The 14,226-nt window shown below is 67.2% G+C and carries 15 protein-coding genes; 1 reads left to right on the top strand and 14 read right to left on the bottom strand.

Going from position 1 to position 14,226, the window contains the following annotated elements:
- The 7 genes from QN397_RS12140 to QN397_RS12110 all read right to left on the bottom strand — a co-directional run.
- The coding region (locus tag QN397_RS12140; RefSeq protein ID WP_323500966.1) for a branched-chain amino acid ABC transporter permease at nucleotides 1-989 on the bottom strand (989 nt) is incomplete at its 3' end.
- Nucleotides 986-1,906: a branched-chain amino acid ABC transporter permease gene (locus tag QN397_RS12135; RefSeq protein WP_323497874.1), complete on the bottom strand. Its 921-nt coding sequence runs from the start codon at nucleotides 1,904-1,906 to the stop codon at nucleotides 986-988. The genes QN397_RS12135 and QN397_RS12140, both read right to left, overlap by 4 nt.
- A 150-nt stretch (nucleotides 1,907-2,056) precedes the next feature.
- On the bottom strand, nucleotides 2,057-2,962 hold the full coding sequence (locus tag QN397_RS12130) for an EamA family transporter (RefSeq protein WP_323497872.1): 906 nt from the start codon (nucleotides 2,960-2,962) through the stop codon (nucleotides 2,057-2,059).
- Nucleotides 2,963-2,991: 29 nt separating this feature from the next.
- Nucleotides 2,992-4,011 carry a CobW family GTP-binding protein gene (locus tag QN397_RS12125; protein WP_323500965.1) on the bottom strand — a complete coding sequence of 340 codons (1,020 nt, stop codon included), beginning with the start codon at nucleotides 4,009-4,011 and terminating at the stop codon, nucleotides 2,992-2,994.
- A complete protein-coding gene (locus QN397_RS12120) occupies nucleotides 4,008-4,199 on the bottom strand; it encodes a hypothetical protein (RefSeq protein WP_323500964.1) in 192 nt (63 codons plus the stop codon). Before QN397_RS12120 ends, QN397_RS12125 begins: the two co-directional genes overlap by 4 nt.
- A 139-nt stretch (nucleotides 4,200-4,338) precedes the next feature.
- Nucleotides 4,339-5,739: an FAD-dependent oxidoreductase gene (locus QN397_RS12115; RefSeq protein WP_323500963.1), complete on the bottom strand. Its 1,401-nt coding sequence runs from the start codon at nucleotides 5,737-5,739 to the stop codon at nucleotides 4,339-4,341.
- A complete protein-coding gene (locus QN397_RS12110) occupies nucleotides 5,736-6,104 on the bottom strand; it encodes a nuclear transport factor 2 family protein (RefSeq protein ID WP_323497882.1) in 369 nt (122 codons plus the stop codon). Before QN397_RS12110 ends, QN397_RS12115 begins: the two co-directional genes overlap by 4 nt.
- Nucleotides 6,105-6,323: 219 nt before the next feature.
- On the opposite strand from QN397_RS12110, the gene QN397_RS12105 reads away from it, so the two are divergent.
- On the top strand, nucleotides 6,324-7,856 hold the full coding sequence (locus QN397_RS12105; protein ID WP_323497868.1) for a PLP-dependent aminotransferase family protein: 1,533 nt from the start codon (nucleotides 6,324-6,326) through the stop codon (nucleotides 7,854-7,856).
- Nucleotides 7,857-7,870: 14 nt separating this feature from the next.
- On the opposite strand, the gene QN397_RS12100 is transcribed toward QN397_RS12105, so the two are convergent.
- Genes QN397_RS12100 through QN397_RS12070 form a run of 7 tightly spaced genes read right to left on the bottom strand, consistent with a single transcriptional unit; the run spans nucleotide 7,871 to nucleotide 14,221 of the window.
- A complete protein-coding gene (locus QN397_RS12100; protein ID WP_323497867.1) occupies nucleotides 7,871-8,806 on the bottom strand; it encodes an alpha/beta hydrolase in 936 nt (311 codons plus the stop codon).
- Complete coding sequence (locus QN397_RS12095) at nucleotides 8,803-9,882, bottom strand: LacI family DNA-binding transcriptional regulator (RefSeq protein ID WP_323497866.1); 1,080 nt, start codon at nucleotides 9,880-9,882, stop codon at nucleotides 8,803-8,805. The genes QN397_RS12100 and QN397_RS12095 overlap by 4 nt, the downstream gene beginning before the upstream one ends.
- The gene (locus tag QN397_RS12090; protein WP_323497865.1) at nucleotides 9,879-10,316 is read right to left on the bottom strand and encodes a nuclear transport factor 2 family protein; all 438 of its coding nucleotides are present in this window, start codon (nucleotides 10,314-10,316) and stop codon (nucleotides 9,879-9,881) included. The genes QN397_RS12095 and QN397_RS12090 overlap by 4 nt, the downstream gene beginning before the upstream one ends.
- Nucleotides 10,313-11,323, bottom strand: coding sequence for an oligopeptide/dipeptide ABC transporter ATP-binding protein (locus QN397_RS12085; RefSeq protein ID WP_323497864.1), 1,011 nt, complete (start codon nucleotides 11,321-11,323; stop codon nucleotides 10,313-10,315). The genes QN397_RS12090 and QN397_RS12085 overlap by 4 nt, the downstream gene beginning before the upstream one ends.
- Nucleotides 11,320-12,321 carry an ABC transporter ATP-binding protein gene (locus QN397_RS12080; RefSeq protein ID WP_323497863.1) on the bottom strand — a complete coding sequence of 334 codons (1,002 nt, stop codon included), beginning with the start codon at nucleotides 12,319-12,321 and terminating at the stop codon, nucleotides 11,320-11,322. Before QN397_RS12080 ends, QN397_RS12085 begins: the two co-directional genes overlap by 4 nt.
- Nucleotides 12,318-13,235: an ABC transporter permease gene (locus tag QN397_RS12075; RefSeq protein WP_323497862.1), complete on the bottom strand. Its 918-nt coding sequence runs from the start codon at nucleotides 13,233-13,235 to the stop codon at nucleotides 12,318-12,320. The genes QN397_RS12080 and QN397_RS12075 overlap by 4 nt, the downstream gene beginning before the upstream one ends.
- A complete protein-coding gene (locus tag QN397_RS12070) occupies nucleotides 13,232-14,221 on the bottom strand; it encodes an ABC transporter permease (protein WP_323497861.1) in 990 nt (329 codons plus the stop codon). Before QN397_RS12070 ends, QN397_RS12075 begins: the two co-directional genes overlap by 4 nt.
- Nucleotides 14,222-14,226: the final 5 nt, after the last annotated feature.

Below are 14,226 nucleotides of genomic sequence, written 5' to 3'. Positions count from 1 at the left end.
CCCCCTCTCCCCTCGGGGGTGTGGGTCGGGGTGAGGGTGGGGGTAAGGGAGTTTCTGCGCCTGTACAACGCCGCCAACCCCTTCGGCGCCCACAAAGCCACAGCGATCAACAGCAACCCCAGCGGCAGATGCCAATGGTCCGTGTACTGCTTCAAAACCTCTTCGAGCAGCAGCCACACCGCAGCGCCCACCGGCCCGCCCCAGCTGCGCCCGAGCCCGCCGATGACGACCATCACCAGCAACGTGGCCGACTGCGTCCAATGCATCGTCGCCGGGCTGACGAAGCCGTTGCCCCCGGCCAGCAGCGCACCGGCAAGGCCAGCGATGGCACCCGCGATGGCGAAGGCGACGAGCTGCAGCCGGAACACCGGATAGCCCAGCGCACGCATGCGCGTTTCGTTGTCTCTGATGCCCATCAGCGCATAGCCGAAGCGCGAGCGCGTGGCGCGGTGCAGCCACAGCAGCGCGAGCGACACCAGCACCAGCACGACCCAGTAGAAGGTCGAGTCGTCGGCCAGGTCGAGGCCCGGCAACAGGGTCGGCCGCGCTGGCAGCGTGTAGCCGTCGTCACCGCCATAGCGCCGCAGCGAGACGACGACGAAATACAGCATCTGCGCGAAGGCCAGCGTGGTCATGATGAAGTACACGCCGCGCGTGCGCAGCGCCACGGTGCCGACCAGCGCCGCCACGATGCCTGCGACCAAGGCTGCGACGGGCCACAAGATCCAGGCCGACATCACGCCCGCATTGCTCAGCGCCACCACCGTGTACGCGCCGACGCCGATGAAGCCGGCATGCCCGAGCGCCACCATGCCGCCGAAGCCGAGGATGAAGTTCAGACTCGCCGCGGCCAGTGCGACGACCAGCACGCGCCGCACGAAGCCGATGTAGAACTCCAGTCCGAGCAATGGCGCGACCAGCGGAAACGCGGCCAGCAGCACGAACACGATCGCGATGACGACGGTGGATGTTGTGTTGCGCTGCGTCATGCTCTGGCCGAGAAGAGGCCCGAGGGCCGGAAGATCAACACGATCACCATCAGCGCGTACATCGCCACTTCGGCGAACAGCGGGCCGAGGTCGGCCGCGGTCGACGGTGGCAAGGTGGCGCGCAGCAACATCGGCACAAACGCCCGGCCAATGGTGTCGACCAGACCGACCAGCAGCGCCGCGACGAACGCGCCACGCACGGAGCCGATGCCGCCGATGACAAGCACGACCAGCGCCGGAATCAAAATCTGCTCGCCCATGCCGACCTGCACCGCGACGATCGGCCCCATCAGCGCACCGGACAGTGCGGCCAGAGCGGCACCGAGCAAGAAGATGCCGTTGAAGATGCGGCCGACGCGCACGCCCATCAGCTCGGCCATCGGCCGGTCCGATGCGCCCGCGCGCACCCGCATGCCGATGCGCGTGTGATTGACCAGCAGCCACAGCGCCAGCGCGACGAGCATGCCGCCGGCCAGGATGACGAGGCGGTAAGACGGGTAGGGCAGCCCCGCAATGATTTCGATCGGCCCCGACAGCGCAGCGGGCGTCGGTGCCATCACCGGCGACGGGCCCCACACCATCGTGACGATGTCGTCGGCCACCAGGATCACCCCGAAGGTCGCGAGCACCTGCGCCAGATGTTCGCGCTGGTAGAGCCTTCGCATCAACAGCACTTCGAGCAACAGCGCGACGACCACCGTCACCAGCACCGCGATGACGATCGCCGCCGCGAACGAGCCGGTGCGCGTGTGCGCCTCGGCTGCGACGTAGGCGCCGGCCATGAAGAGCGAGCCGTGCGCCAGGTTCAGCACGTCCATGATGCCGAACACCAGCGTGAGCCCGGCTGCGAGGAGGAACAGCATCAGGCCGTAGCCCAGGCCGTTCAGCAGCTGTTCGAGGAGAAGGATGCCGGTCACGGCGGGGTCGGTTTCACGGATTCGCGAGACGCTGTGCGATCACGCGGCGGCGCAGGTGGGTTTGGTGAACCGGGACATGAACTCTCCGACAAGATGGATCGACCAAAAAAATGTTTATAGCTAAATACTTTAACTATAAACAATCTGCTGTCAATCGCGCCGGTAGGAATACCAGCGCGCGGCCATCCGCCCGCCGAACATCACGACCGCCAGCGCCGCCACCACGCAGCCGCTGCCGGCCCACTGCCATGCCGACACCCGTTCGCCGAGCGTGAGCATGCCGGCCGCGAGGCCGATGATCGGCACGCCGAGGCTGAAGGGCGCGACGCGATTGGCCGGATGCCGCTTGAGCAGCGAGGTCCACAGCGCATAGGCCACCACGGTCGCGAACCAGCCCAGGTACGCGACACCGGCCCATGCGCCAAGGCTCGCGTGCGTCCATTGCCAGCGTGACGCCGGCGGATCGAACAGCCAGGCCATGAGCGCGAACGGCAGGATCGGTACCACCGACATCCAAACGACGAACTGCAGTGGGTCGTAGCCCGGACTGGCGCGCTGCGCCCGGCGTGCGACGATGTTGGAGGCCGCCCACATCGCAGCGGCGAAGAGGTTGAGCACCAGGCTCGCCAGCGTGATGCCGCCCGTCGCGCCGCCGCCGACGAAGTTGGCCGCGAAGCACCCGAGCCCGATCGCCGCCAACGCCAGGCCGGCCCGCAGCGGGCCACTCAGGCGCTCGTGCAGCAGCACGACGCCGAGCAGGGTCGTGAAGAACACTTGCGTCTGCATCAGCACCGACGCGAGCGCCGCCGTCATGCCGATCTGCAAGGCCACGAACAGCAGGCCGAACTGGCCGAACTGCGCGAGCCCGGCGGGCACCAGCCAGCGCCACGAGAGCGTCGGCCGTTTGACGAACAGCATCAGCGGGAGCACCGCGAACACGTAGCGCAAGGTGCCGAGCTGGAATGGGGTGAAGTCGCGCAACGAATATTTCATCGCCACGAAGTTGAGGCCCCAGATAACGACCACGCCGAGCGCAGCGAGCAGGTCGCGGCCCATCAGCGGGGCGGGTGCGGTAGCGGTGGTGTTCAGTCGGTGCTTTCAGGGAGAGGCGACGCTGCAGCGGGCGCGTCTTCGGTCCGCGCCTTCACTGCCTTGTGCAAGGCGAGAGCGAGCGCTGCTGTGGGGAGTCGGTCGCGCAGCCCGATGGCCACGATGGCGCTGGCCGCGCCGTCGATCGGCAACGGGTGTCTTGGGGGCCAGGCCCGGAGCGATCCGTGCCGACCTGAAAATTGCAGAACGGCCCAGCCGTGCAGGTCGGTCCTGATCACCCCTTTGAGCCGGAGCACGCCCTTGGGCATGGCGCGCAGCAGTTCGCGCAGTGCGGCCGCGTGGTAGGTAACGTCAGCCGAATTCGACCAGCTCGCGAAGAGATCGCCGTGCAGCGCCAGGCCGGCATCGTCCTGCGCAGGCGCCTCCATGTCCCGCGGCCAGCCCGGTGCGCCGAGCAGGGCGAGCGGCACTTGCGCGAAGTGGGTCTCGAAGTGCGGGATGTCGGGCGCGTTGGCATCGAGCCAGTCGTGCAGGCGCTGCATGGCGAGTTCGTCGACACGGTCGCATTTGTTCAGCACGAGCAGGTCGGCGGCGCGCAGCTGGCGCAACACCGTGTCGCCAAGCAACGGGTCGTCGGCCTGCGCGAGCACCGACGTCGCATCCACCATGACGATCACGCCGTCGAGCGCCAGTGCCGGGTCCGACAGCCCGACCTGCGCGATGCGCCAGGGGTCGGACACACCGCTCGCTTCGATGACGATGGCATCGGGTGGCGGTGTGCTGCTGATGACGCGGATCAGTGCGTCGGTCAGGTCGCCGCCGATCTGGCAGCACACGCAGCCGTTCCGCAGGCTGATGGTGTCGGCGCCACGCGAGACGACCAGCGCGGCGTCGACATTGATGGCGCCGAAGTCGTTGACCAGCACGGCGAGCCGGCGACCGTCGTTGTGCTTGAGCAGATGGTTGAGCAGCGTGGTCTTGCCACTGCCCAGAAAGCCGCCAATGACGGTGAGCGGAATGCGGCCGGCCTGGGTGCGAGTCGTTTCGTTGCTCATGCGGCCTTGGAGGTATCGATCTTCGGCAAGCCCAGCACGCGCCCACCGATCACGGTGCCGAGCACCGGCACGTCTTTCAGCGCCTGGGTCGAGCCGATGACGAGCGTGCCGCCCTTCTTCCTGTCTTCGGCCTGCGCCAGCGACAGCACGCCGAAAGTCATAGCGAGCGAAGCGGCAGACAGGAGCACGCGGAGGGTGAGTTTCGGGGGGTCATGACAGTTCCTCTGAAGTCTGAAAGCGGCTGCGCAAGTTGCGTTCCATCGTAAGGGGCACGATGGAGCCAGTGGCAGTGAATCGTTGGGGCCAGTGGCCGGGCGGGGCGGTCGGCTAGAGCACTTCGTCGTGCAGGTAGTACCAGCGGTACAACATGCTTTGCCCAAAGCGCCGGAAGCGTGCCGCCCACTCGCCCTGCGCCGGAAACTGCAGCGGGCTGTCGTAGATCGGCAGGTCGAACACCGGGTCGGGCTCACCCGCCATGCGCTGTGCCATGCGGCGACCGGCATGCGCCGAGAACGACACGCCGTTGCCGCCGTAGCCCAGTGCGTAGAACACGCTTTGCTTGGGGTCGGGCTGCACCACGCGCGGCATCATGTCGTGCGCCACGTCGACCCAGCCCCACCACGAATAGTCGATCTGGATGCCCTTGAGCGGCGGGAACTTGCGGGCCAGCCCGTCGATCAGCAACGCGTAATGTTCGGGCGCGCTGGCATCGGCACCGGTGATGGCACTGCGGCTGCCGATCTGCACGCGGTTGTCGGGCAGCAGCCGGTAATAAAAGCGCAGCGTGCGCGTGTCGGTGATGGCTTCGCGCGTGAGGAAGTTGGTCTCCGCCAGCTCCGACGGTGTCAGCGGGCGCGTCACCAGCGAGTTCGACAGCACCGGAAAGTAGCGATTGGTGAGCGTCGGGTGCAGGCCGGGCGCGGTGTACGCACCGGTCGCGATACCGACCGCGCGTGCACGCACCGTGCCGCCCGGCGTCTTCAGATGATGCACGCCGTTGATGGTTTGCCAGCCGATGACCGGGCTCGACGGATGCACTTTGGCGCCGACGGCGCGCGCTCGCTTCATGTAGCTGTAGGCCAGCTTGAGCGGGTGCACGCAGATGCCTTCGGATTCATGCATAGCGCCGTGCGCTTCGTGATCGTTGCAATACTCGGCGCGCACTTCGCTGGCGGTCAGCAAGCGCGTGTCGTAGCCGAACTTGTCGCGCATGACGCGCGCCTCGTTCTTCAAAAACGCCATCTTCTTGTCGCGGTGCGCTATGTAGAGATGGCCGCCCGGTTGCGGCTCGCAATCGGCGTTGGCGACCAGGTCCTTGAAGGTCTCGAAGCCGTAGCGGATCTCGGCGTCGAGCCGGCGTGCCGTCTCCAGTCCCCAGCGCTCGATCCATTGCGAGCGGTACAGGCGACCGCTCGCGTTCTGGCCCTGGCCGCCGTTGCGGCTGGTGCAGCCCCAGGCCACGCGATTGGCTTCGAGCACCACTGCCTTGATGCCGTGCTCCTTGGCGAGGAACAGCGCGGTCGCCAGGCCGGTAAAGCCCGAACCGATGATGACCACATCGGCATCGATGTCGCCGGACACCGGGCCGTCGTCGTCGGGTGCCGGGCCTGCGGTGGCGGCCCAGTAGGTCGGAGCGTAATCGCGGTTGTGGCCGGGGCCGTCGGACACCAGCGGGTCGTACGCCGGGTCGTAGGGCGCGAAGATTTCCTTTGGCGTGGCGATGCTCATGACAAGGCGGGCAGCATGGGACGGGCCTTGCGGAAGACGTTCTTGACGAGGATCTTGCCGTTCTTGAATGTGAACACATCGACGCCGCCGGACTCACTGCGCGTGCCGTCCGCGGCGGTGCCGGTAAAGGTCCACTCCGACATGCCGCGGTCGCCCATGACGACGTGTTTGCCGTCGCGCCATTGCGCGTCGGGGAAGTTCTTCCAGGCCGACTCGAAGGCCGCCGCGACTGCTGCGTGACCCTGATGACGCGCGCCCCAGGCTTCGCTGCCGGCGGCGGTTTCGAACACGCAATCGGCGTGCATGAAAGACATCAGAACCGGCAGGTCGTGACGGTTCCACGCGTCGGAAAACTGTTCGAGCATGGCCGCCGTCACGGGTTGTGCGGTGGCGGGCAGGGGGGGTGAAGCGAATGCGGTCAAGGCGGCGTCCTGGCAAGGTGTCGGGGCAGCGAAAGGCCCCTTCAATGCAGGGCTTTCGCTAGGTATCACGAGGTTAAGCTCGGGCTCTACTACCCCATAGAGCCAGGCCCTCGCAATCGTGAAAGCCAGACGCGACGCGCATGCACCATCCAGGAGCGTGCGATGACTCCCATCAAGCCCCCGTCGACAGCCCCGCTGTGGGCACAGCTGTTCGCGCTCGACGGTCATGCAGGCTTGCCGTTGCAGTCGCGGCTTCGCTTGCGTGTGGTGCAGGTGATCCTCGACGGGAGCCTGGCCGAAGGCGCGGCGTTGCCCTCTTCGCGTGACCTCGCACTGGCACTCGGCTTGAGTCGCAACACCGTGACCGCCGTGTACCAGCAGATGGTGGACGAGGGTTATCTCGAATCGCGGCCGCGCTCCGGCGTGTTCGTGAAGGCCGGCGCAAAGCCGGCTTCGATCGGCGCCGCGACCGACCGCATCGTCGACCCCTTCAGCGCGAGCGGTGCATCGGCCGGCCCGCCGCCCGCATGGTCGCAGCGCGTGCTGCGCTCGTTGCGCGACATGCCCACGCTGTCGAAGCCGGCGCACTGGCGGGACTTCGCTTACCCCTTCGTCTACGGCACGCACGATGCGCAGCTGTTTCCCACAGAAGACTTCCGCGAGTGTTGCGTGCGCAGTCTGGCGCGCTCTCAGTTGCCCAACTGGACGCCCGACTTCGAGACCGACGACATGCCCGACCTGGTCGAGCAGATCCGCACGCGGCTGTTGCCCAAGCGCGGCGTGTTCGCGCGGCCTGAAGAAATTTTGGTGACAGTCGGCGCGCAGCACGCCTTCTATTTGATCGCCGAAGCGCTGTTCGACCAGCGCACCCGCGTCGGCTTCGAAGAGCCCGGCTACCCGCATGCGCGCAACACCTTCTCTTTGCGCACCTCGCAGCTCATCGGCATTCCGGTCGACGAACAAGGGTTGGTCGTCGATGCGTTGCCTGATCTCGACTACGTGTTCGTCACGCCGTCGCACCAGAGCCCGACCACGGCAACGCTGAGCCTGGAGCGCCGCCAGTGGCTGTTGCGCAAGGCGGCGCTGCAGGACTTCGTCGTCATCGAGGACGACTACGAAGCCGAGAACCTGTATGTCGGCGACCCCACGCCGGCGCTGAAGAGCCTCGACAAGACCGGCCGCGTGATCTACATCGGGTCACTGTCCAAGAGCCTGTCGCCCGCATTGCGGCTCGGCTACATCGTCGCGCAGAAGGAGCTGGTGAGCGAGCTGCGCGTGTTGCGGCATGCGATGGTGCGTCACCCCAGCGCTTTCTTGCAGCACGCCTACGCGCTCTTCTTGTCGCTAGGCCATCACGACTCGCATGCGCGCCGCGTGAACCAGGTGCTGCAGCAACGCATGCAGGTGGCGGCCCGGGCGCTCGCCGCGCACCTCCCGGAATTCACCTGCACGCCAGCGCAGGGCGGTGCGTCGATATGGGTCAAGACGCCCGACGGCATGGATGGCGGCGCACTGCCGCTGCGGGCCCGCGACTACGGCGTGCTGATCGAACCCGGCGATGTGTTCTTCGCGCAGCCGCCACGGCCTTGTCCGTACTTCAGGCTCCGGCTGTCATCGATCGATGTCGGGCAGATCGAGCCGGGTATCCTCGCGCTGCAGGCGGCAGTGCGGTCGCTCGGTCGCGATCGGCACTGAAAGGCCGGTTCGCGTCAGGCCAGTGCAGGGCGTCGATCCGGTGCCACCATGCGCGTGCACAGGAATGCCGCCATCGCGTCTTCGAGCGTCGACGTGCTGTCGCCCATGACGGGCATGGCCGTGGCGGTGCGTGGATAGAAGTGTGTGCCGTCTGCGACGACATAGCTCTCGTGATCGACCCCGACGGATTGCATGTGCAGGTGCAATTCGTGGCTGATCGGGCCGATGCCCGGCAGATCGTTCTCGCCACGGAACAGGAGCGCGGGCGGTGCGTCTGCGCTGCGGATATAGCGATGCATTTCGGCCAGGCCCATCGCACCCGAAAGCGCCACCACGGCGGCGGCCGGACTCTGCTGGCCATAGGTGGCGGCCAGCGCCATCATCGCGCCCGCCGAGAAGCCTCCAGCGGCGATCTGCTGCGGGTTCACGCCCAGCGTACCGGCCTGCGCGTGCACCCAGTCGATCGCGGTGCCCATGTCGTCGATCGCCGCTTCCATCGCGTTGGCGATCATGACCGGCGTCGACGGCGGCAGTCCCATGATGCCGCGCACGAAATCGATGCGGTCGCGATTGACGTTCATCGGGTTGAGCAGCAACGGCGTGTTGCCTGGGTGCGGGTCTTCGGGCGTGAGCCGGTAGTCGATGGAGAAGCAGACATAGCCGCGCCGCGCGAACTCGTGGCAATAGGCCGACACCGGCGTGTTCTCGTGCCCGTCCTCGATCACCGTGTCGCTCTGGCGCGAGCCACGGTGGAAGGCCCCGCCAAATGCGAGCACGAGCGCCGGCCGGGCCATGACCGGCGCCGCCTGCGGGCGGTAGATGTCGAGCAGCAGCGGCCGCATGCGGGGCGTGGTGCCGTGGTCGACCATGGCCTCGCCGTAACGGACGTCGCGTTCGACCAGCACCTCGTAACGTTTGGCGATGAAGTCTTCGGTGTCGATGGAGTTCATGACGTGCCTGTTCCAGTGGTGCGCGCAGCAGGGCCGGTGCTGCCGCGGATGATGAGTTCGGTTTCGAGTTCGCAACGTGCCATCACGGGTTCGCCGGCCAGCTTGTGTGCCAGCCATTCGGCCGCCATGTGGCCCAGCTTTTCGGCCGGGGTGCGGATGGTGGTGATGCCCGGCTCCATGGCGGAGGCGAGTTCGAGGTCGCTGTAGCCGGTGATCGACAGGCGCTCGGGGACGGCGATGCCGCGGGAGCGACATTCCATGATGGCGCCTGCGGCCAGCAGATCGTTGGCGCAGAGCACGGCGGTCGTGTCCGGGTGCTGTTGCAGCACAGCGCGCAATGCGTTGCGTCCGTCCTGCAGGCCGCTGCCGCCGGCAAACAGGATGCGGTCACCCGGCAACGGCACGCCCCGGGCGGCCAACGCGCCCGCTATCCCGGCCAGTCGGTCGCGTTCGCGATCGCTCACGCGCAAAAAAGCCATGATCACGGCAAAGCGCTCGTGCCCGAGGTCGAGCAGGTGGCGCGTGACACGCTCCATCGCTTTCTGGTGATCGAAGCCGATGCACGGCACGTCCTGGCTGTACGACCAGGTGACGATGTACGGAATGCCGCCCTGCTCCAGCAAGGCCTCCAACTCAGGGTCGCGTTGCAGGCCCACCAGCACCAGACCGTCGACGCCCTGGCGGATCATCGCGTGCACGGCATCCAGCTCCTGCTTCTCGTCGTAGTCCGAGGTGGCGATCAGCAGCGAGTAGCCGGCCTTGCGGCAACCCGCCTGCAGGCCTTCGACCGTGCTGCCGAAGTAGCCGTGGCGAAACGACGGAATCACCGCGCCGATGGCCATGCTGCGGTTGCGGCGCAGCGAACGCGCCACGCCGTTGGGCTGGTAGCGCAGCGCCTGTGCCACCTCGGTCACCCGCTTGAGCGTGTCCGGATTCAACTGGTGCGGCGAGTTGAATGCGCGCGACACCGTGGCCGGCGATACGCCCGCGCGGCGGGCGACCTCCTGCACCGAAGCCACGGCAGCGGGCCGCCGGCTTGCGTTTCGCGGCACCGACGCGGGCGCGGTCTGTTTCATTCCGGGTTCATTTCCAGGGTCTGGTTCTGCACGATTTTCCAGTACGAATCTTTCTTCGTGACCCGCGCTTCGGCGTCGAAGGAATAGAAGTCGCAGCCGTTCGCGACGATGCGCTCGCCGCCCGACGTGGTGCCGGAAACCGTCCAGCGCGAGATGCCGAGCTGGCCGATCACGCGGTGCGACACGTTGCTGTAGTGCACGTCCGGCAGGCCGGCGAAGCGCGATGCGACGCCGCTGCGCACCGCCACTCTGCCCTCGAAACGCCGACCGCACGGCTCTGGCCCCTGCGGCAGTTCCATCGAACAGTCCTCGGCAAAGAACGACAGCACGGCGTCGACATCGTGGCGGTTGAAGGCGGCAGCGAGGCCCTCCAGCTTTTTCAGAATCAGGTCTTCGGTCGGCAAAGGGAATGGCTCCAGGGCAAAAAGGTTCATGCGTGTTGCGGCCCGACGCCGTGGTCGTCGACCCGATGGCAGGCCACCAGCCGGTCGCCCGGCATGGCGCGCAACTGCGGTTCCGACACATGGCAAAGCGGCTCGGCGAAGGGGCAGCGGCCGGCGAAGCGGCAGCCCGGTGGCAACCGCGTCGGGCTCGGCGGATCACCGCGCAGCACCGCGGGCGCGCGGCCACCGGTCAGATGCGCGTTGCCCGGGATGGCCGACACCAGCGACCATGTGTAGGGGTGCAGTGGCGCGTCGAAGATGGCCTCTGCGCGCGTCTGCTCGACGATCCGTCCGAGGTACATCACGGCGATGTCGTCGCACAGGTAGCGCACCACATGCAGGTCGTGCGAGATGAAGAGGTAGGTCAGCTGCAACTCGTCCTGCAGCCGGGCCAGCAGGTTCAGGATCTGCGCCTGGATCGCCACGTCGAGGGCCGACACCGGTTCGTCGCACACCACCAGCTTGGGGTTCGAGGCCAGTGCGCGCGCGATGCTGATGCGCTGGCGCTGCCCACCCGAAAACTGGTGCGGAAAGAGCTGGTGCTGGTCGGCGCGCAGGCCTACGGCATTCAGTATTTCGGCCACGCGTTCTGTTCGTTCGGCCGGCACACCGATGCCCATCAGGTCAAGCGGCTCGCGCACCAGCTGGTCCACGCGCAGGCGCGGATTGAGCGAGGAGAACGGGTCCTGGAAGATCATCTGGTAGCCGCGCCGGTGCCGACGCTGCTCGGCCGGCGAGAGGCGTTCGCGCACTGCGCCATCGAACACCACGGTGCCGCGGGTCTTGCGAACCAGCCCCATGACGGCCTGTGCGGTGGTGGTCTTGCCGGACCCGCTTTCGCCGACGATGCCGAAGGTGCGGCCGCGTCGAATGCGAAAGCTCACGCCATCGACTGCGCGCACTGTGTCGACCGGGGCGAAGGGCCGTGCACGCGGCAGCGCAAAGTGGACGGCGAGGTCATCGACCTCGAGCAAGGTGTCGTCGCTCTGCGTCGTCATGGCAAAGCGCCTTCGAGTTGCCGCAAGCAGGCGGTGGCGTGGTCGGGCCGCAGCTGCACAAGCGGCGGAATGCTGCGCGTGCAGGCCGGCTCGGCGTAGGCGCAACGCGGTGCGAAGGCGCAGCCCGGCGGCAGCGAAGTGGTCGAAGGTACGACGCCGGGTATCTCGGGCAACGGCACACGGCGTCCTGCGACAGGGGCTTGCTGTTGCCTCGGCATGCACGACACCAGCGCCCGCGTGTAGGGGTGGGCGCGCGATGAGAGCACGTCGCGCAGGGGGCCGTCTTCGACCTTGCGGCCGGCATACATCACGTTGACCCGGTCGGCCACGTCGGCCACCACGCCCATGTCGTGTGTGATCAGGATCATGGCGGTGCCGAGGCGCCGCTGCAGGTCTTTCAGCAAGTCGAGCACCTGGGCTTGCACGGTCACGTCGAGTGCGGTGGTCGGCTCGTCGGCGATCAGCAGTTGCGGCTCTCCGGCGAGTGCAATGGCGATCATCGCGCGCTGGCGCATGCCGCCGGAAAGCTGGTGCGGGTAGGCATCGAGGCGCCGCGCCGGATCCGCGATGCCGACCGAATGCAGCAGTGCCTCGGCACGCTCGCGCTCCTCTTTGCGCGGTACCACGCAGTGCTGGCGCAGTGATTCAGTGATCTGCAGCCCGATGGTGAGCAGCGGGTTCAGTGCGGTCATCGGCTCCTGGAAGATCATCGCCATGCGGCGGCCGCGCAGCGCGCGCATGCGATGACCGTCGAAGCCGGCGATCTCCTCGCCGCCGAAGCGGATGCTTTGTGCGGTGGTGCGTGCGCCGCGCGGCGCGAGCCCGAGCAGCGCCAAAGCAGTCATGCTCTTTCCGCTGCCGGATTCCCCGACCAGGCACAGCGTTTCGCCGGCGGCGACATCGAGATCGAGGTCGTACAGGATTTGCTTGGTGCCGCTGGGTGTGTGGAGCACGAGGTTCAGGCCCCGCACGGACAACAGGGGTTCGCTCGGGTTCATCGTTCGCGCAATCTCGGGTTGAGCACTTCGTTGAGGCCGTCTCCCACCAGGCTGATCGCCAGCACCGAAGTGAAGATGGCCGCACCGGGCATCGTGGTGGCCCACCACGCGTCGAGCATGTAGGGTCGGTTGCCGCCGATCATCAGGCCCCAGCTCATCACGTTCTGGTTCGACAGGCCGAGAAAGCTCAGGCCGCTTTCGAACAGGATGGCGGCGCCGATGGTCAGCGTGGCCGAGATCACCAGCGGCGGCATGGCCGCCGGCAGGATCACGCGCCAGATCAGGTAACTGTCGCTGGCCCCCATGGTGCGTGCTGCGGCCACGTAGTCGAGATGGCGGATGCGCATGAACTCGCCGCGCGTGAGCCGTGCCGCGCTGGTCCAGCTGGCCGCGCCGATCGCTGCGGCCTGCACCAGCAGTGTCGGCTGCAGCAGCACGATCAGCACCATCGCCAGCAGCACCGGCGGCATCACCTGGAAGAATTCGGTCAGCCGCATCAGCATTCGGTCGACGCGGCCGCCGTAGTAGCCGGCCAGTGCGCCCACGACAACGCCCAGCAGCATGGCGAGCAGGGTGGCCAGTACGCCGACCAGCAGGGTGGCGCGGGCCCCGTGGATCAGGCCGGCCAGCAGGTCGCGCCCGAGGTAGTCGGTGCCGAGCAGCGGTGCACCGTCTTCGCCCGGTGCGAGCAGCGGGGCCGCGACGGTTTCGAACGGCTCGACGTGGTAGATCGACGGGCCGATGATCGCCGCAGCAACGATGAGTACGCACAGCACCAGTCCCACCAGCGCGGGGATATTGCGGCAGAAAATCTGCGCGGCCTCGCGGAACTTCCCGCGGCTGGTCGTCGCGGATCGGCCTGCAGGCATCGCGGGCGCAGCCGCCTCGTCGGCCAGGGTCGTGCTGGCGTTCATCCGGCTGCTCCCTGCATGCCCGATCCGATGCGCGGGTCGATCAGGCGGTAGAGCCCGTCGATCACCATGTTGGTCAGCACCACGATCACGGCCGAGAACAGCAGGATGCCCATGAGAACGGGCGTGTCGCGCCGCAGGATGGCCTCGAATGCCAGCGTGCCGAGGCCGGGCCAGTTGAAGACGGCCTCGACCAGCACCGCGCCGGCGAACAACTGGCCGACCTGCAATCCAAGCACGGTGAGCACGGGCAGGATCGCGTTGCGCAGCGCGTGCCTGAACACGACGAGGCGTTCCGGCAAGCCTTTGGACCGGGCGGTGCGGACGTAGTCGGCGTTCAGCACCTCAAGCATGGTGGCGCGCGACAGTCGGCTGTATTGCGCCAGATAGAACAATGACAGCGACACGGTCGGCAGCACCAGGTGATGCAGCACGTCGATCGCGCCGGCGATCGCGCCACCAGGCCGCTGGGTCACGTCGCGCATGCCGTTGACCGGGAACACCGGCCAATGCGATGCGAAAAGCTGCACCAGCACGATGCCGGTCCAGAACACCGGCGCGGCGAAGCCGACAACCGATAGCACTGTGATGCCTGCGTTGGTGATGCCGCGTGGCCGGCAAGCTGCGGCTACGCCAAGCGTGGTGCCGAGCAGTACCGCGATGGTGATCGCCGAACCGACCAGCAACAAAGTGGCTGGCATGCGCTCCATTACCAGCTGCGCGACGGGTGCGTTGAAGAAGTACGACTGACCGAGATCGCCGTGCGCGATGCGCCAGAGGTGCGTCGACAGTTGCTTCAGAAGCGGCTGGTCGAACCCGTACAAGCTGCGGACCTGCGCCAGCGTGGCGGCATCGGCCGAGTCGCCTGCGATCACCAGCGCCGGATCGCCCGGCGCCAGGTGCAACAGGAAAAAGCTGAACACCAGCACCGCGAAGATGAGACCCAACGCATTGGCCAGCCGCCCTGTGACGAAGGTGATGGCGTTCATGTCCT

Source organism: Variovorax sp. RTB1 (assembly GCF_035018765.1).
Classification (GTDB): domain Bacteria; phylum Pseudomonadota; class Gammaproteobacteria; order Burkholderiales; family Burkholderiaceae_C; genus Variovorax.
Note: the sequence above shows the minus strand (reverse complement) of the source record. Positions and strands in the feature narration are given on the sequence as shown.